This window comes from Anabaena azotica SJ-1, from assembly GCF_047275885.1.
In the GTDB taxonomy this organism is placed as follows: Bacteria; Cyanobacteriota; Cyanobacteriia; order Cyanobacteriales; family Nostocaceae; genus Trichormus_B; species Trichormus_B azotica_A.
This window is the reverse complement of sequence record NZ_CP178454.1, coordinates 782,272-802,005: the sequence shown is the minus strand read 5'-3', so window position 1 is coordinate 802,005 and position 19,734 is coordinate 782,272. Positions and strand designations below refer to the sequence as shown.

11 protein-coding genes are annotated in these 19,734 nt (G+C 37.0%); 5 read left to right on the top strand and 6 right to left on the bottom strand.

Annotation, left to right across the window (positions count from 1 at the left end):
* Positions 1 to 414 precede the first annotated feature (414 nt).
* The gene (locus ACLLO5_RS03320) at positions 415 to 2,691 is read left to right on the top strand and encodes a RelA/SpoT family protein (protein WP_413174061.1); all 2,277 of its coding nucleotides are present in this window, start codon (positions 415 to 417) and stop codon (positions 2,689 to 2,691) included.
* Between the two features lie 457 nt (positions 2,692 to 3,148).
* Here ACLLO5_RS03320 and ACLLO5_RS03315 read toward each other — a convergent pair whose 3' ends face one another.
* The 3 genes from ACLLO5_RS03315 to ACLLO5_RS03305 all read right to left on the bottom strand — a co-directional run bounded on the left by ACLLO5_RS03315 (position 3,149) and on the right by ACLLO5_RS03305 (position 10,785).
* Positions 3,149 to 4,717, bottom strand: coding sequence for an AAA family ATPase (locus ACLLO5_RS03315; protein WP_413174060.1), 1,569 nt, complete (start codon positions 4,715 to 4,717; stop codon positions 3,149 to 3,151).
* A 177-nt stretch (positions 4,718 to 4,894) separates the two neighbouring features.
* The gene (locus ACLLO5_RS03310; RefSeq protein WP_413174059.1) at positions 4,895 to 9,598 is read right to left on the bottom strand and encodes a P-loop NTPase fold protein; all 4,704 of its coding nucleotides are present in this window, start codon (positions 9,596 to 9,598) and stop codon (positions 4,895 to 4,897) included.
* Between the two features lie 356 nt (positions 9,599 to 9,954).
* Positions 9,955 to 10,785, bottom strand: a complete 831-nt coding sequence (locus tag ACLLO5_RS03305) for a squalene/phytoene synthase family protein (RefSeq protein ID WP_413174058.1) — start codon at positions 10,783 to 10,785, stop codon at positions 9,955 to 9,957.
* A 482-nt stretch (positions 10,786 to 11,267) separates the two neighbouring features.
* Here ACLLO5_RS03305 and ACLLO5_RS03300 point away from each other — a divergent pair, with 482 nt between their 5' ends.
* A complete protein-coding gene (locus ACLLO5_RS03300) occupies positions 11,268 to 12,476 on the top strand; it encodes a hypothetical protein (RefSeq protein WP_413174057.1) in 1,209 nt (402 codons plus the stop codon).
* Between the two features lie 245 nt (positions 12,477 to 12,721).
* Here the strand turns inward: ACLLO5_RS03300 and ACLLO5_RS03295 are convergent, their stop codons facing one another.
* Positions 12,722 to 14,119: a diguanylate cyclase domain-containing protein gene (locus ACLLO5_RS03295; protein WP_413174056.1), complete on the bottom strand. Its 1,398-nt coding sequence runs from the start codon at positions 14,117 to 14,119 to the stop codon at positions 12,722 to 12,724.
* Between the two features lie 528 nt (positions 14,120 to 14,647).
* On the opposite strand from ACLLO5_RS03295, the gene ACLLO5_RS03290 reads away from it, so the two are divergent.
* A complete protein-coding gene (locus ACLLO5_RS03290; RefSeq protein WP_413174055.1) occupies positions 14,648 to 15,436 on the top strand; it encodes a DUF1868 domain-containing protein in 789 nt (262 codons plus the stop codon).
* A 293-nt stretch (positions 15,437 to 15,729) separates the two neighbouring features.
* On the opposite strand, the gene ACLLO5_RS03285 is transcribed toward ACLLO5_RS03290, so the two are convergent.
* Together ACLLO5_RS03285 and ACLLO5_RS03280 are read right to left on the bottom strand one after the other, a co-directional pair.
* Positions 15,730 to 16,509, bottom strand: coding sequence for an RDD family protein (locus ACLLO5_RS03285; RefSeq protein WP_413174054.1), 780 nt, complete (start codon positions 16,507 to 16,509; stop codon positions 15,730 to 15,732).
* 169 nt (positions 16,510 to 16,678) lie between these two features.
* The gene (locus ACLLO5_RS03280; RefSeq protein ID WP_413174053.1) at positions 16,679 to 17,512 is read right to left on the bottom strand and encodes a glycerophosphoryl diester phosphodiesterase membrane domain-containing protein; all 834 of its coding nucleotides are present in this window, start codon (positions 17,510 to 17,512) and stop codon (positions 16,679 to 16,681) included.
* A gap of 79 nt (positions 17,513 to 17,591) precedes the next feature.
* On the opposite strand from ACLLO5_RS03280, the gene ACLLO5_RS03275 reads away from it, so the two are divergent.
* Together ACLLO5_RS03275 and ACLLO5_RS03270 are read left to right on the top strand one after the other, a co-directional pair.
* A complete protein-coding gene (locus ACLLO5_RS03275) occupies positions 17,592 to 18,575 on the top strand; it encodes a stage II sporulation protein M (RefSeq protein WP_413174052.1) in 984 nt (327 codons plus the stop codon).
* 174 nt (positions 18,576 to 18,749) lie between these two features.
* Positions 18,750 to 19,730, top strand: coding sequence for an ABC transporter substrate-binding protein (locus ACLLO5_RS03270; RefSeq protein WP_413174051.1), 981 nt, complete (start codon positions 18,750 to 18,752; stop codon positions 19,728 to 19,730).
* Positions 19,731 to 19,734 lie beyond the last annotated feature (4 nt).

Genomic DNA, 19,734 nt, shown 5'->3' with positions numbered 1-19,734 from the left:
GAATTGATTTCTGGAAAGTGAAAATCTAAAAAAAAGTCCCAACAGCTTTTAGCCAAGGGATAAGGGTTGTTTTAGTTCATCCTGTGAAGATAAAACTTCCAAACTAATTAACTGGATATTTGTCCACTATAATTAGCAACTATTAATTTCAAGAAAATTTTCTTTTACAATAAACTCTTTCAGGGACTTAATCAAATTGGAAGCCTCGAATTATTCTCTGAGGCTTTGTTTGTCATCTATGAATATTCTGTTTTATGTGCCTCGACACCCTTAATGGATGATAATCACAGGCAATTAGAAAGTCATCCTTACACTGTTTTTCTTACCCGTCCGTGGGGCAGCATCTTCTTTTGACGATGCTGTTATTTTCGTCTATATCTCTCTTATCCACCAAAAATTTATCTTTTCTCTTGTATGAGCAGCTTACTTCTTGATTCCTCAGTTGATGTCAGTCTTCCGGAATGGCTCAAGAAATGTTTACGAGAAACATCAGTAAAGAGCAGCGCAGCGGAAGATGACCGAACGCATAGCGATATTGCTTTGATTTGTCGTGCTTTTCAATTTGCCTATCAACTGCATCAAGGTCAGTACCGCAAATCTGGAGAAGCTTATATAGCTCATCCTGTAGCTGTAGCTGGATTGCTGCGTGATTTGGGAGGAAGTCCTGCTATGATAGCAGCTGGATTTCTTCATGATGTAGTTGAAGATACAGAAGTTACAATTGAAGAAATAGAAGAGCATTTTGGGGCAGAAGTCAGACAATTGGTAGAAGGTGTCACCAAGCTTTCTAAAATCAATTTCACCAGTAAAACTGAAAGTCAAGCGGAAAATTTCCGGCGAATGTTTTTGGCCATGGCGCAGGATATTCGGGTAATTGTGGTGAAGTTGGCAGACCGTTTGCATAATATGCGAACCTTGCAGTATATGTCAGAAGCTAGCCGTCGCCGTAGCGCCCAGGAAACACGAGATATCTTTGCACCTTTAGCTAATCGTTTGGGAATTTGGCGGGTTAAATGGGAATTGGAAGATTTGGCATTTAAGTATTTGGAACCTGATGCTTTCCGAGAAATTCAACAGCACGTTTCTGAAAAACGAACTGCGCGGGAAGAAAAATTGGCTAAAGCTACGGAAGTGTTGCGGAAACGAATGCAACAGGCGGGAATTCAATGTTTGGATGTTAGCGGTCGCCCCAAACACTTGTATAGCATTTATCAAAAAATGCACCGACAGCAAAAAGAATTTCATGAAATTTATGATTTGGCTGCACTGCGAATTATTGTGCAAACTAATGAAGAATGCTATCGAGCTTTGGCTGTAGTTCATGATGCGTTTCGCCCCATACCAGGAAGATTTAAAGATTACATTGGTTTGCCCAAGCCTAACCGTTACCAGTCCTTGCATACAGGGGTAATTGGTTTGACTGGTCGCCCTTTGGAAGTGCAAATTCGGACAATGGAAATGCATCATGTTGCTGAATATGGGATTGCTGCCCATTGGAAGTATAAAGAAACCGGCGGTTCTACCAATAGCCAATTAACAGGAACAGATGAAAAGTTTACTTGGTTGCGGCAACTATTAGATTGGCAAAGTGATTTAAAAGATGCTCAAGAATACTTAGATAGTGTTAAAGACAATCTATTTGAAGATGATGTTTATGTCTTCACCCCAAAGGGGGATGTTGTTCCTCTAAGTCCCGGATCTACGAGTATAGATTTTGCTTATCGAATTCATACAGAGGTGGGAAATCATTGTGCAGGGGCGCGGGTCAATGGGCGGATTGTGCCACTATCAACGCGATTACACAATGGCGATATTGTTGATATTATTACTCAAAAGAATAGCCATCCTAGTTTGGATTGGTTGAATTTTGTGCGGACTTCGGCGGCGAAATATCGTATTAAACAATGGTACAAGCGATCGCGCCGGGAAGAAAATGTGGCACGAGGACGAGATTTATTAGAGAAGGAACTCGGTAAAACTGGTTTTGATCACTTGCTGAAATCAAATGCAATGCATACTGTGTCTGAAAAATGCAATTATCACAGTGTGGAAGATTTACTAGCAGGTTTAGGTTATGGAGAAATCACTTTAAACTTGGTGTTAAATCGCTGGCGGGATGTGGTAAAAGCACAACAACCAATGGCTGATGTTATCCCTTTTATACCCAAGGAGTCCACATCCAAAACGTCGCGAGATACATCACCAACTACTTCCCGTGCTAGTGATTCACCTATTATTGGGGTGGAAGGTTTAGTTTATCACGTAGCTGGATGTTGTACGCCGATTCCTGGTGAAGCAATTATTGGCGTGGTAACACGGGGAAGGGGTATATCCATTCATCGCCAAGGATGTCATAATGTGGATAATGTGGAATGTGAACGCCTAGTCCCAGTGAGATGGAATACAGCAATTGAACATAATAGTCGTCCTCACACTTACCCAATAGATATTCAAATTGAGACTCTTGATAGAGTGGGAATATTGAAGGATATTTTATCGCGGTTGAGCGACCAAGGAATAAATGTACGTCATGCTAATGTGAAAACAGCTTTGGGACAACCTGCGCTGATGGATTTGGGAATAGATATCCGCGATCGCACTCAATTAGAACACTTGTTTGTGCAAATTAAGAAAATGAGTGATATTCTTAACATTCGTCGCGTTGGTCAAGTTGAAGATTCCCAAGTTTAGGGTTTAGGGTGTATCGGAAAAAATACCTTTTTGTTTTTGACAGATCAAAAGTAGTTGATATCCCTGCACCCCAAAAATCCATCCCACACTCCTTAGAGTGAGATGTGGGGCTTCTTTTTGTTCAAGCTAAATTTAAAGCCCACATTCTGTAGATATTGAAGCAGATTAAATAGGGTTTGCTGAAAAAGTTTTTTCGTTAGGGATAGGAGTCAGGAGGAAGAATTAGAAGAAGATAAGAATAATCTTGAACCTGGAAAAGTGATAGATTTTTGATAGTTTCAACGCTTATTCCTTGCACCTGATGCACATTTTTTAACCTTCTAACTCTTGATATATCTAAGTTTTAGGTTTATTAAGCAAGCCCTAATTATGAATGGTAAGATTGAAAAGCCTGAAAATGATGAAAAAGCAGTATAGACATTATTAATTGTCACATTGTTATTAGTGGATTTCCATGTTATTCCATCTCCTTGAGCATATAATTAGCCATACTCTTATTAACTTCTCTAAACAATTTCCTTCCTTTACCTAATTTATCTTTTCCTTTGAGAAATTCTAAAAAACTGCGATGATAAATACTATAGTAAGTTTTTTCTTCCTCTATATTTACTTTTGGAGTGACATATTCAATCCAATCATCTAAAACATCTTTAACATCATATTCATCTTCATCCAGAATATCCGCAATCATTTCACTAGAAATTGGTTCACCTCTTTCTAATAAGATATAAAGTATTTTCACTTTCTTTTCATTGGATTCTTTGTCCATTCCCATACGATTCCAATGGCTTGTATAATAATCTTGCAATCCTTGGGGTAATCCCTGTAAAGTTAAATCATTATATTTACCTTCAGCAATTCCGGGTAATAAATAGCGTAAATAAATAAAATTATTTTCACTCTTAACCGCTATTTCCTGAACAAAAGTATCTTCAGAAATATTACGTTCATTCATCCAATGTCTGAGTTTAGGTTCATTGTTCAAGAATAACTGAATATACTCTTTGACATCTTCTTGACTCAACGCTGTATAATCATCTTTTTTTAAATCTAATTCATCTACAGGAGTATCTGGAGATAAAGTTAAACGTTTTGTTTCTTGGTTATAAGGTCTTCTCGTCAGTAAAAAATAAATGCCATCAGGGAGATTTTGTGGTAAATCTAAAAGATTACTATTTCCTTCTTGTTTTACTTCATCCAATGCATCAACAACAATGACAAGTTTTTGTCCTTGGGTTAATTTTTCGCTGGCTTTTTGTAATAATGATCTTAAATCAGCGTTATCGGCATTTTGGAGGGAATAACGCTTAATTAACTGTTGACGAATATTCGCTAAAAACTGTTCTGGTTTATTGCGTCCTTCTGCAAAGACATTAAAATAACAAGGACATTTGATTACTGAAATATATTTAGCAGAAATAGCACTTTTTCCCATTCCTGCATCCCCAATTACGGTAAAATAACCTTTGGGTTGAGTTGCAAAAAAGTTATTAATAGCTTTGAAAACAAAATCACGACCGCAAAATAAGCGAGTTTTTTCAAAGATTAAGGCTTTAAATTCTTTGGGATAAACATCTAAATTCCAATCTGGATAAGGCTGATATTTGGATGATTTTGTCTGTTTTGCAACTGCAATGAAAGTCTCTCCAAATTCTTCTAATTCAGCCGAAAAATTAATTTTAGCATTGATGATTTGCGTTTTTATTTCACTATTTTGATTAAGAAATTTTTTCGTATTCTCTACAAACTGAAAGGGAGCATTATTACTATAAGCATCCCAAAAATAATCTTTAATTACTTTCTCTCTCAATAAGTTTAAAATTGCTTCTGGTTTAAATACTCCATATTTTACCAGAGTGTAGCCATAAACAGTATCAACATCATCAATAATTTGAGTAGGATTGAGTTTTAATTCTTGTAAAACTTTGATGACAGCTTCGTTTTTTTGAGCTTGTTTAATGATTAGTTGACTAGCTTGAGGAGCATATTTACTAATCACTGAAGTAATAGCGGCAAATTCTATCATGGTTTATTACCTAAAAATAAAATCAATTATTTCAACTATGAGTAGCATTATACCAGTATCTACACTAAATCCAGGTTCTGGGAATTAAGTTTCTTGAACATTTTCACACCGATCTATTTACAACTTTAAGAAGATCATTGAGAATGATCAGAAATCTAAAAATGATTTTATATAATTCTATTCACTTTTCTTAAAGCCATAATCTTTTTTACCATCTTCAAATCTATATTCGCGGTTATAAAAATCATCGGGATCATAACCAATATCACCAACAAAACAAAAGGATCTCGCTAAATTGAAAGTTCTTTTTTCAAACACAAATTCTTTTGGTGGTGACATTTTCATAAAATCATTTTTAAACTTCTTCCACTCTCTTTGATTGTGTATATCCATAAATATATCTTGTTTTTGTAACCGATTCAGCCATTGTTCTTTTTTAATTGTTACTGTATGTCCATCTGTTTCTTCAAATTCCAAATAAATTTCTTCTAATATTTTTCGTATTTCCTTGGGATATCTACCAGCTAAAGCTAAAAATGCAATTAATGTTTGCTTATATTCTGGTGTTGGTTCTTCTTTCCATGTATTATCGTTGGGAAGAGGTGTCCAGATAATTTTAATTATTTTGCAAATATTAATTAATCGCTTTGCGGTTCTCGGAGTTAAGTCAACGTGCTGACAACATTCTGATATCCATGCAAATTCTTCAACAGTAAATTTTTCAAAGCTAATTAATGGATCTGTATTTGCAAGATGTTGTATTCTTCTATTATTAGTGTTTGAGTTATTTTTTTTATTTTTGGGTTCGTCAATGTCTTGAATATTTGATGCTTTAGTAGGAATATCTACTGATGGATTTAAATTGATTTTTGTTTCTTCTTGACTATTAAAAGGTGTTGTTGGAATTTCATCTGCTGTTAAATCTTCTTGCAATTCTTCTGGTAATTCTTCTAAGTTTTTTGCAAGGATATTTTCATCATTGATTTGTTCTATAAAGCTATTTTCTTGATTTTCTGGTGAAATTAAGGAAAAATCTTCTAGATTTTCTTGTTTAATTTCTTCTTCAATGTCTACTAAAGATTTTAAATAAGTTGCTGTGATATTTTTACTAATAGGCCGCATTCTGTAAGGGATTTGGATAATTTTTTCCAAATAATCCACACCAGAAGGTGTGCCACCACGTTTTAAAACACCTCTATAAATGTGTTCTAAAGTACGACCAATATAACGATCATCTATTCCTAAGACAATGATAAAAATTTCGGTTTTCAATAATAATTGAATAGCTTCTAAAACTTGAACAACTCGCTCCGGAGGACAACGATCTAAATCATCTATATATAATACTATTCTTGCAGGACCTCTGGGAAAATATTTTTTAAGAACTTTCAGCTTTTCAGGATTTGTATTTCCTAATTTATAGGTTAAATGTTCAGATAAATCTGCTAAGTCATCTTGGATTTGGTGCATTAAACCCAACAGTTTTTGATAAGAGTTATCGTTTAAACGATTATTGACAAAATCTAATAAGGATTTATATTGAGCGGTTAAACCAACACGCTGTTTTTGTCTTTCTACCTGTAATTTTAGTTTTTCAATTTTCTGCTGTGTTTCAATTAGTTCTTGTTGGGCTAATTCTTTATTTTTGTTTATTTCTTTAATTTGATTTTGTTCATATTCTGCTTTACGCTGATTAATCTCTTCTTGGAATTTTTCATTTTTGGTTTGATTTAGTTTTTGTTTCTCTTGTTTGACATTTTCCTTAGCTAGTTGTAAAAATCTCACTGTTTTGATTTGTAATACTTGGATTCTTTTAAATATATTTATACTAGTAGATAGGGCTGGAATAGCTGATACACTAGTTAACCAAAATTTTAAGGCTGTGGATATTTCTAGAAGTGCTGGTAAAAATTTGGGTATAACTGAAATAATTAAGAAATAAGCGATAAATGGTAAGGCAATTGCACCTAAAAAGATGAGTAATATCTTTTTTTCTTTTCTAATAAATTCAATTATAGCAACGATACTACTAGGTTGTTCTTCCAGAAAATGAGTTATTTTTGGGAAATTATTAATTATGGGTTCAATTTGAATATTTTTATTTTCAATTAACTCCTGTGCTAAATTTAGAAGATTAGATTCATTTAATTTATCTAAATTCAGCATGGGAAATTGTGCTTCTAAGTCTTTTCTATTTTTAAATCCGCAGGTGTTGAGAAAATCTTTGAGGATAGAATCACCAAAATCATCTTTGAGAATTTCTTTAAGTTGAGACAAAAAAACAATCACTGTTGAGACATCTGTCATTTTTTGGTCAACATTTTTTTCAATTTGTTTTACTGTTTGATTAAATTCTTGTTCAAGTTGTTCAATTTCTTGATTAAATTTTTGCTCAATTTCTTGATTCTTATTGTTAAATTGTGTTTCTAAATCGTGTAATTCTTCTTCTGTGCGTTTTAAATTATCTTGTTCTTCTTGTCTGACTTGACTGAGAATATCCCAAAGTGCGTTACTATCGGTGTTTTGTTGTTTTAATTTAGCAAATACTTCCTGGTTTAGTTCTGATTCTAATATTGCTTTTTTATCACTTTCATTCATCTGATTGATGACACGCCAAATTTCACCTCCAGCCAGCAAATCAGAAACTTCTCCTAATTGTTGTTCTAGTGTTAATTGTCGGTCAAGTTGATCGAAAATAGTCTGCATTAAACTTGCCCACAAATCAGATTTTGCATAACTCCAGGCATTAAATTTGATTTGATAAATATGACCAACATAAGGAGAAAGATTTGGTTCATCTCCTATATCACCCCAGGTTTGGTTTGTGGTTAGTTGTTGACAGCGAATTTTGGTAATGTGTTTTTCTATGAGGTGCATTCCAAAGGATTTTCCGCTTCCCCAACTGCCTAAAATCGCTACTGCTAAAGGAGGTTCAAGACTCCGCAACATTAATACATCGGCTAAAGATTGCAGTTCTTTAGCTACATCGAGTGAGTCTTCTCCGGTCGGTTGGTCATTGCGGAAGGGTTGGGGAACGCGACGAATATTAAACCTTTGCCAACGCCAGACTTTGATACCATCTTCTCCAGCACTAATAATGTAATCTCCTTGGGGGTCAAAGGCTACGGAATACACTTCTCCTTGGTGTTCACCGATAATAATTTGTCGCTTGCGTTGAGGGTCAGAGATATCCCACAATCGCACGGTTTTGTCATGACTACTGCTGGCAACTTTACTGCCATTAATACTAAAGGCTACAGAGGTGACAGAATGTGTATGACCATAAAAAGGTTGACCGATCGCTTTTCCGGTTTTGACATCCCATAACCTCACTGTCTTGTCATCACTACCGCTGACAACTTTGCTACCGTTGGGACTAAAGGCTACTGAGGTAACGGAATTTGTATGACCATAAAAAGGTTGACCGATCGCTTTTCCGGTTTTGACATCCCACAACCTCACTGTTTTGTCATAACTGCCACTAACAACTATATTCCCGTCGGGACTAAAGGCTACTGAGTTGACAGCATCTATATGACCATAAAAAGGTTGTGCGATCGCTTGTCCTGTTTTGATATCCCACAACCGCACTGTTTTGTCATCACTACCACTGACGACTTTGCTACCATCGGGACTAAAGGCTACTGAATTAACAGTATCTGTATGACCTGAGAATGGTTGACCTACAGCTTCTCCCGTTTTCACATCCCACAACCGCACTGTGTTGTCTCTACTACCGCTAACAACCATACTCCCGTCAGGACTAAAGGCTACTGACCTCACAGAACTTCTATGACCAGATAATGGTTGACCTATTGCTTCTCCTGTGTTGACATCCCACAACTGCAAGGTCTTGTTCCAGTTACCGCTAACAATTAGATTCCCATCACGACTAAAACCTACTGAGTTGACAAAACTTGCTTCACTAGAGAATAGTTGATTGATTGCTGTTCCTGTGTTGACATCCCACAACCATACTTTATTATCCTTACTACCACTGACAACCACATTCCCATCCGCACTAAAAGCTACGGAGGTCACAGAATTTGTATGTGCAGAAAATGGTTGACCGATCGCTTCTCCTGTTTTGACATCCCACAACCGGACTGTGTGATCCCAACTGCTACTAACAACCATATTCCCATCCGCACTAAAGGCTACAGAGGTGACAGAATCTGTATGTGCAGAAAATGGTTGACCGATCGCTTCTCCAGTTTTGACATCCCACAACCATACTTGATTATCTTTACTGCCACTAACAACCATACTCCCATCGGGACTGAAAGCCACTGAATTGACAGCATTTGTAGAGAATAGTTGACCTATAGCTTCTCCGGTTTTCACATCCCACAACCGGATTGTCTTGTCTCTACTACCACTGACAACCATACTCCCATCGGCACTAAAGGCTACGGAAGTGATAGGATCTTCATGACCAGAAAAAGGTTGAGCGATCGCTTTTCCGGTGTTGACATCCCACAACCGCAAAGTCTTGTCCCAACTGCCACTGACAACCATACTCCCATCAGGACTAAAGGCTACAGAACTGACAAATCCTGTATGACCAGAAAAAGGTTGTGCGATCGCCATTCTTGTATTAACATCCCACAACCGCACCATGTTGTCATCACCACCACTGGCAACCTTAGTGCCATCAGGACTAAAAGCTACTGACCACACAGAATTTGTATGACCCTGGTAACTTACCCACTGTTCTCTAGTTAGCACATCCCAAATTTCCACAGCCCCATCTTCTAAACCCACAGCAATACTTCTTCGTCCCTGGGGTGATATCGCTACCGCTAATACAGCACTTTGAAACAGGGCAAAAGGTTTTTCAGGTTTTGGAACTGCTGCTTCTAAGTCTTGGGGTGCTTCCATGCCAGTAGTGTTACCAGTTTAGTTATGTGTGTTACTGGTTTTACTATGTTGCTGATAGGTTGTAAATACTTTTATACGTTTGTTTACAGTAATTGCTGTAACTTGATCTGAGTAACAATTTGTGTTTTTAACGCAGACATAAGTAGGTAGGCGTTGAAAATTGTCGTTATCGCAAGGCAACAGGCAAGAAGGAAGATACTTTCAGAGATTTTAGATTTTGTTACATACCTTGATTTTTTCGAGCCGACTTACTTAAATAAAAATTCAGCTAATGGGTAATAGGTGAAAATTTTACCCATTACCCACTTTTTCCATGTTCACAAATCAAAGAAGATGGCTATATATTCTTAAGATAATTAACCAGCTTTCACATTGATACTCATCAGGTTTTCAATCAAGGCATAAACATCACTACGGCTGAGTTTTTCCTTACCACTAGCCAAAGCATCAAGAGTACCATGTGCTAAAGCCAGAGGAATTTGACAGAATTGTAAAGCAGGTCCATCAGGAAGAGAATTAGTATAAGCATCTCCCAAAGCTAGATTACGACGTGCATATTCTTGAAGCTGATCGTGATTCCACCCTTTGGGAAAAAAGTCTACACCACGGGTTAAATCTTCCGCATTATTACGGAGAATGTTCACCGCTTGTAAACCCCTACCAAAGCCAATTGCTTGAGTGCGGTTAGTTTGGGTGCCATCATACCAAGACCATAAATCTGACAGTAACAAGCCCACTGCACCAGCCACACTAAATGTATAACGATCTAAATCCGATTCGTTAGTAATTTTCCAGTTAACTTGAGACCAGTCAGCCATCCTATCAGCCATTGCTGCTGTTGCATCCCAAATCCGAGGAGCAATGCTTTCAGGAGCTAAAATTGACCATTCTCTAATTCTTAAACTTACTTCTGCTAAAGAATTCTCATAGCCTCTAAACCCCACAGAGAAAGCATCTACAGGAAAACCATCAACTCCTGTTTGTAATGTATGACTGATATTTCGCAATAGATAAGTCTTTGTGGCATTATCTAATTCTGGATGATCTTCAATTTCATCAATGGCACGCATACACAAGTAAGCTGATGCAACTGCTTCCTGCAATCCCGACGGTAAAATACTGATAGGGATATAAAAAGTCCGACTAGTTTCTTTTAGGATTTGCAATGCATCTCCACGTAAATCCATTGTTTCACTCCTCTCTTGATTTTCACACCACATCAATTTCGTGTCTTTTGATGATACTGGATTTAGTTTCTACTCAAAAATCTGAAAAACTATCTAGTGTTTCATCTAAAAATTAATAGTTTACGGTATCGCAAGTAACAAAAATCTCAAATCTAAAGAATTCTAGTCTAGTATATAGGGTTTTGGTAACAACAACTTTTCTGTAACAACAGCAACAAGGGCAGAGAAAAAAATTACCATCAGCAATTAACTAGACATAATATGATTTTGCGCTTAACATACCGCTATAGCGCATCAGAAAACCTGAATCACCAACCTTTTAGGTAGTTACTCAGGAGTCAGGAGTAAAACTGGCTTGTTACTAGATTTTTGGTGTCAATTATGTGCTTAATTTACCTACTAGATGCTGTATGTGTTAGAAACATAAATCACATAAGGTTAGTCAAATAAATCACAAATTGACTCAAGAAATGGAAAAAATTATGACAGCCAAAATACTTTTGTGTAGTGTGGTGGGGTTAATTGGTATCAGTAGTTTGGTTACACAACCAAGGACACTGATTCAGAATCATCTTGAAAGAATAGTAGCTACCACAAAAAATCTGCCGCCAAATTTAGAAACAGCAGTGCGAAAAAACATGGCACAGAAATTGGCAATTAATGATAAATTACTGAAACTAACTCAATCTCAAGTAGCTCGTTGGGGAGATTGTTTACCTGATAAATCAGGATTTATTAATTCTAAATCATGTACAAATATATCCCGTTCTGGTTGGCGTGTAACCATGAGTGGTCAAGGTGAAAATTGGGTTTATTATGTAACAAATAATGGATTTATCACCCTAGATGCAACCGCAAGTTTAAATAATAATATTATTTCTAATTTATCTAAGAGATTAAGACTAAAACCCAATAAATTGCGTATTATTGCAGCAGAATTAACTCAAGGTCTGCCTCCCTGTCCCATTAATGCTACTTGCAAAGTCAAGCCAATTTTAGGATGGCATATTCTTGTAGAAGGTACAGAAAAACCATTCTTTTTGGGACTAGATGGCAAAGATTTAAATTATGGAAATTTAAGTTTATTTTTGCCAAAACAAACAGCAAAAATGCCCCAGAATATTGGCGTAAAGGTGTTAGAAGATGTTGTGAGTCGCCATGAAGGATTAACTTCTAATTTACAAGTAGAAAGTATTAAAACTACAAAATGGAATTGGTGTCAAGGTGGAGGTGCTAGTCCTTCAAAACCAGAAATGGGGACTTGTCCAAATGTAGAAGTAGAAGGTTGGCAAATGATAGTGACAAGTGGTGCTAATCGGTATGTTTACTATATTTCCAAAAACGATATTACTAACCCTAATTTTTATCCCCTACCTGATGGAATGCAGAGTTTACCCAATTCAATTGTAACGGCAATTCAAAAAGATGCTGCTAAACGAGGAAGAGTTTCAGTTGATAAGATTTATCTACGTTGGACAACTCCTCAATTTTTTGACCGTTGTTTGAATATTGATAACCGCAAATTAAATTGCCGTCAGTCAGTTCAAGCAGGATGGCAAGTTACGGTTTTAGGAGGTAATAATTCTACTGTCAATAATCTCAATTCAAGTGTTAAATGGATTTATAATGTCAATTTACTTGGTAATGATATTCGGTTTTTGCAGTCTGGTGAGTGGTATCCAGTACCTTAAAATTGGCAACAATATGATGAGCGATATTTTCTAAAAAATTATTCTTCTAAAGATGCTTGTACATTTGCCAAATTTTGAGCAGAATAGAGGTTTTTTATTTCTAGGACTTACGCAAGTGTCACACCAAACATCTATTTTATGGTGCGTCAGATATCAAATATTTGTTTATTTGCAGGATTTATGAAGTCTAATGCACCCTACTAATATGCCAGTTGCGTAAGTCCTGATTTCAACCAACACACTATTTACAGTTTTTGGCAGTCATTAATACAATACTGATCCCGTCCTTGTTGTTTGGCCTCATACAGGGCTTTATCTGCTGAAGCAATTAATATATCTGGCTTAACTTCCAAACTGGGTATCAGTGCAGCTACCCCCAAACTGACTGTAACTATATCTTTAACATGAGATTTGATATGAGGAATAGCTAGGTCATGAATTGCTTCCTGAATTCTTTCTGCTACCTTTGCTCCCCCTTTTAAATCTGTATTAGGCAAAAGTACCGCAAATTCTTCACCACCGTAACGTGCTACCAAATCAGCAGGACGATTGACATCAAGATGACGAATTAAGCTATACACAGCCTGAGCAATTTGTAATAGACAATCATCACCTGCTAGATGACCATAGTAATCATTATAACTTTTGAAGGCATCAATATCAAAAATAATTAGGGAAAGTGGGTACTGTTCTTTTGCTAATTCTTCCCATTCCTGTAACAAGCGATTATTAAAACAACGACGGTTAGCAACCTGAGTTAAAGCATCCAGATTCGCTAAGAGTTCTAGTTGTTGATTTGCCTGTTGAAGAGCCAGTTCAATTTGTTTTCGTCTGGTGATATCACGGATAGTAATAGCAAAGCCATCACCTAATTTTACAGCTACAAAATGAAACCAAAAAGACTCACCTGATGGATAGTAAAAATCTCGTTCGAGTGTCTCTGATTTTTCTACAATATTGACAAAATGGCCAAATAGTTCTGGTTCAATATGGCTAAGAAATCTTTTTAATACCAACTTACCGATTAAATCTTCTCGACTGCGTTCAAAGACTTTAGCAATAACAGGATTTACAACCAAACAACGAAAATCTTCAATATTCCCTGTGGTGGGATTCCGAACAGCTTGCATGGCAGCAATACCATCCAGAGAACTATTTAAAACACTAGCTAATAAAGCCCGAGAATGATAAAGTATTTCTTCGGCTTCTCTACGGTTATTAACTTCCTGTTTTAACAGGCGTTGCTGACGTTGAATAATTAATTGATTTTCCAGACGTGCTACAACTTCTTCAATTTGAAAAGGTTTAGTAATGTAATCTATACCCCCTGATTCAAATGCCTTGACTTTATCAAAAACATCATCTAAAGCACTAATAAAAATAACGGGAATATGTTGTAAATCCTCGTCAGCTTTGAGAGCTTGACATACTTGATAGCCATCCATTTCTGGCATCTTGATATCTAATAGGATCACATCTGGGCATTTTACTTTTACTGTCTTCAGCGCCATCCGTCCACTGGTAACGCTACGAACATTGTAGCCGAGTCTAACTAGTAAATCGCTCAGTAATTGTAAGTTTTCTGGGATGTCATCTACTAGGAGAATAGTACCTTTATTTTCAAGTTGAGAATCAAGATTCATTGCTTATCAGGGGTTCGGCTAAGTCCAACAGCTGCTCAAATACAAATTGATGAGTTTCTGTGTCTGGAATTTCTCCTAGCAGTGGCATGAAGAGGTTGTGTTAGCCTCAAGTGCAACTTTGTATAGCAGAGTAATCCATCCTTCAGGCTTACAGTTTAGCTGTGTCGATGTCAAGGGGCGTGTGCTGAATCAGCTTATTCTACAAGGACGGAGGAACTACGTAATTTAAATGTAATTTAAATTACATTGTGCTGAGTGGCTAGGAGGTACAACATCTAAATTCAAACCTATAAACAAAGCCAGTTTTACTCCTGATTCCTGACTCCTGACTCCTGATAGCGTAGCGTGGCGTAAGCCATATTCTACTGTATGTATAATGTTTGCATAGCGTCCGGTTGAAAAAATACAATGTCCTAATTTAAAAACCCTGATTTTAATTATGAGGTTTTTCACACCCTTTTATAAATAACTTGGTCAAATTGAGTAAATTTCCCTACAATTTATCAAGAGAGATCGAGGCTAAGAAGATTGGACGACAACTACCAAACCTATTTAAATCGGGTAGCACGCATGACGCTACCAGAATTTTACAGAACCCAAGTTCAGCATATCCAGGAATCTTCTAAATTTAGGCAGAATTCTGGAGTCAGAGAAGCTGCTCCTTTTCCTGGCTATACGCTGATTACCCCAGCAGCAGCAGAAGATACGGAAAATGCAGCTTTTTACACACAAATAGAGACTTATCAGCGATCGCTGTTGGAGTTACCAGTCAATGGTGATTTAATTGTACCTGTACCTCCTGCAAGCTTTCATTTGACCGTTGCAGATTTAATTTGGGATCATGCTTTTGTTCATGCCACTGAAAAAAATCCCCACTTTGAACAGGAGTTAAACTCTTGTCTGGGTGATTTGTTTAACCAGTATCAACAGTTGAGGCGCAAAGCTACTGATCCAATTTCTTGGCAAATGCTAGGACTAATAGTGATGCCAAGGGCTATAGGTGTGTGTTTAATCCCCAAAGATGAACGCTGTTATGAGGAGATAATTCAACTCCGGCGACTAATTTACCAAAATCGTAAGTTAATGGGCTTGGGTATTGAGCAACATTATAACTTTACTGCTCATATTACATTAGGCTATTTTGGTGAAATTCCCGCTGAACTAGACCGAATCCAACTCAGTAATCAGTTGTCTGATTTAAATCAACAGTGGCTGTTGAATTTTCCAGAAATTTTAATCCGTCGGGTTGAGTTGCGGAAGTTTGACAACATGACAAAATATTATCGTCAACCAAACTGGACTAGTTTAGATTTTTAATTTGTCAGGTGTCAGTTGTCAGCGGTTATTCCCCCCATTTCCCTGCCTTCTGACTTCTGATTACTAATTAGGTCTTGCTGATAGCGGAGCGTGGCGTAAGCCATATAAAGCTAAAACTGAGATATATCAAGAATTGGAAAGTTAAAAAGGTGAATCTGGTGCAAGAAATAAGCGTTGAAACTACCAAAAACCTATCACTGGATCTGATTCAAGACTCTTCTTCTAATTCTGACTCCTGACTCCTGACTCCTGACTCCTAGCCCTAATGGAAAGACTTTTTCAGCAAACCCTAATTAAAATTCTGGTTGTTGATAGGCTAAATAAACAGCTTCTAAAAAAACATCAGATGAAATATCGGCTGGCATAATTGTCAAGTTAATGATAGATTTTACCTGCTCGGATAATTTTATTGATAAAGATGCCCTAGCTTTATTGGACATTCCATTACGGCGCTGTAAATATTCACGAATAATAGCAAAATCATCAGGTAATAATTGAGATAAATCAGAAATTTTTTGCAAACTCATATAAAATAATTTTGCTTCTTCTGATATAGTCAAATTTGCAGATGTTATTACTGGTTGGGCTTGAATTACTATCGTACCTGCGACTAAATCACCGAGGCGCTTTTCACTTTTATTGAACATAATTAAAAGAGCGCCAATAAACAAAGATTCATCTATAGGACGAAGTAAAGACCGGAGTACAGCTTGTTGTATACTCAAAGGTCTGCCATCATCTCGCACTACACGAATTTTAGCAATGCGTTTACCAGGAGTTTGTCCTTGCCAAATAGTTTCAAAAAAGACAAAATAACCTGTGTAGATCAAGAACAGACTCAAGAATGCGATCGCAGTCATCCATAAACCAAAGCCTGTTCCAAAAATCTCTAACCCAATATCAATTAATTGGGCTGAAATTGATACCCAGATAAAGATGAAGAGGGCTAAACTCAAACCCAAAATGTTATAGTCAATGATCAGCGCCCAAGTCCTACTCCCTATTCCAGCCAGAGTAAATTCTAACTCAACGCTTTCTGGTGTACTGAATTTAATCCGATTGAATAGGTGCATATTAAATAATTCAAAATTCAAAATTTAAAATTCAAAATTTCTACCAAGGCTTGATATTTCTACTGTAACAAAGTTAGCAATAGATCAGCAAAAATTCACACCAGAAATTAAATTTGCGTAGCTAGTGGTCGGCACTATTACAAATTAATTAAAGGTAGTGAAATCTCAGTTAAATTTCGCGATTGCGTAATTCTAAACCTAACCCCTCACGGCGACTCCGCAAGTCATAATATAAAACAGCTTTCATTGATTGCCAGAACGGCATTACAAACATTCCTCCTACCAAACTGATCACCATAGCAATGGCATAGACAAGCCAGTAGATGCTAGAACCAGGATCTAGAGGCAGCAAGAATAAACTGGGTAAATAATTAAATAAAAACACAATTGGTAATGTCACTAGACCCGCAACTATCACCACCCCTTGAATACGAAAAGCTGAGGCTTTTGTCAACTCCCAACTTCTCTTAACACTCTCACTACCATTGATATTTTCTTCAACTGCCAAAGGTACTTCAGCTATTACCCAACGAGCATAAAACCAAGTTAGTCCCATGACAAGAATAATAACCATCAAAATAGCAACTAAAGCCGTTGTGATGATTGCTCCTGCACGACCTAATACAGTGTTCAATACTGCTGCTAACACACCAACTGTTATACCACCTGCGATCGCTAATCCCAGATACACTAATACTACATAAATACCCACCCGAAAATAAATTCCCCAAAATGACCATAAACGTGGATTAACGTGACTCCTAGCATCTTCAACACTTTCCGGTTGGTTTGTCAGTTCTCCAAACGCTAAACGCGAAATGAGTCCAGAACTTGCCGCATATTTTGCCCAACCGTAGATAGGAACTAAAGCCCACAAGTGAGCAGTGAATGCTATTCGCAGATAACTTTTCAGATGAGAACGATATAAACGAACTGCCGCACTGACTACGTTACCGATACTCAATGGTTCAGCCGGACTAGTAAAACCCCTGTTTTCATACATAGTGGTAAATGTTCCTTGATTTACAGAGCTTGATTTGTCGCTATCTTAAGGTAAATTAAACTCAGTACCCGTAAATTTTATGAATATTAAACGTTGGATAGGACGAAGAGAAGAAAATTGGCAGCGTCTGGATTCTCTATTACGCAAAGTTGAACAAAAACAGTTAAAATCTCTACGCTCAGGAGAAATTAGAGAATTAGCAAGCTTGTATCGTTCCGTAGCCGCAGATTTAGCCCGCGCTCGTACCCAAGAAGTCGGAAAGACTTTAATCCAAAGTTTACAATCCTTGACAACTCGTGCTTATACACAAATTTACCAAGGTTCTCGCAAACAAGAATGGCAAGCAGTCGGAGAATTTTATCGTTGGGGATTTCCGGCTGTAGTGCAGCAAACATTTCCATACATAGCGATCGCCACAGCTATGTTTATATTCGGTGCTTTGGTAGCTTGGTGGTATGCTTGGCAAGATCCCGGCTTTATATCGCTCATAGTCCCCGAAAGATTGATTTCCCAAGTGCGAGATAAACATGAATTGTGGATGGGTTCAATAGTTGGGATGGAACCTCTAGCATCCAGTAGCATCATGATTAATAATATTTCTGTCTCCTTTGGTGCTGTAGCAGGAGGAATTACAGCAGGGTTATATACAACTTATTTAATGATATTTAATGGTTTATTAATTGGTGCAATTGGCACTTTAGTAGGTCAAAATAATCTAGCTTATCCATTTTGGGCATTTGTATTTCCTCACGGTGCTTTGGAATTACCCGCCATTTTTTTTGCAGGTGGGTCAGGATTGTTAATAGCTAAAGCCATCTTATTTCCTGGTAAATATCGCCGTCGAGATGCCATTAAATATTATGGTTCTCTAGCTGCACAATTGGTATTTGGGATTGTGCCTATGCTAATTATTGCTGGTATTATTGAAGGCTTTTTATCTCCTAATCCCATTATTCCTGACCCAATTAAATATTTAGTAGGGATGGGATTATTTATACTTTTAGTTATGTATTGTAGTCGTAAAAATATCAGATTTATTCATAAAACTCTAAAAGTGAAATAAAGCGGTATGCACTTGAAAGAGATACACAATTAATGTCAAAAAACCCTACACTAAAAGACTTTCAACTTTATTCCCTGTTTGCTGCCATAAGAGAGCTAATGCAGTAGGCAAATCTATTATAGAATATTTATAACCTTTAATAAGCAAAAATTAGGATCTATAAAGCATTATTATATGTTAAAAATACTCAAATACATTAGTATTTGTCTCATTAGCACCTGTTTGCTATTTGCTTGTAATGCTTGGACACAAACAGAATTAAAACGCCCTCCCTTGAAAATACCAATTGTATATTTTGTTGGGGAGTATCCAGCTATCATTGCTCAAGAAAAAGGATTCTTCAAAGCCCAAGGGGTAGATGTGGAACTAATTCATAAACGATACACCCGATTAGAAGGAGCAAATTTCAGTGCGGGTAAGTATGATGGTGTTATATCTTCTTTGGGAAGTTTTATCATCTTGAGTGCTACAAATCCAGATATACAAGGCGTGATGGTTGTAGATGAATCAACAGGAGCAGATGTAGTAGTCGCACAACCACAAATTAAAACTGTCGCTGACTTGAAAGGGAAAAAACTGGGTGCAAATCTAGGCGGTTTTAGCGAAGTTTTTGTAACTGAGATGTTGAAAACTACCAACTTAACTAGCGATGATGTGAACTTAGTTAAATTAGAGGCTTCAGAAATTCCTCCACGTCTGAAAAATAATGTTATTCAAGCCGGACACACTTGGCAACCCCATCTTTCTGAAGCTATTAAATCAGGGGGACATATCCTATTTACGAGCAAACAAACCCCTGGCTTGATTTTAGATCTGATTGTCTTCCGGGGTGAAATAATTCGCGATCGCCCCGAAGACGTTCGGGCATTTGTGCGAGCATGGCTGCAAGCCTCGACTTACTGGAAAGCAAATGTTCAAGAAGGAAACGCTATCATCAGCAAAGCATTAAAAATTCCTAGCAATACAATCTCTCTGGAGGGAGTAGACCTAACAGATTTAGGTGAAAATCAAAAATTCTTTCAATCTAGCAACCCGAACTCCATTTACAAAACTGCCAAGATATATGCAGACTTTTTTATTCGCTCTGGAAATTTAACGCGCCTTCCTGAGTTAAAAAGTTTGTTCAATTCTTCCTTCTTAAACCCTCCCTCCTAGTATA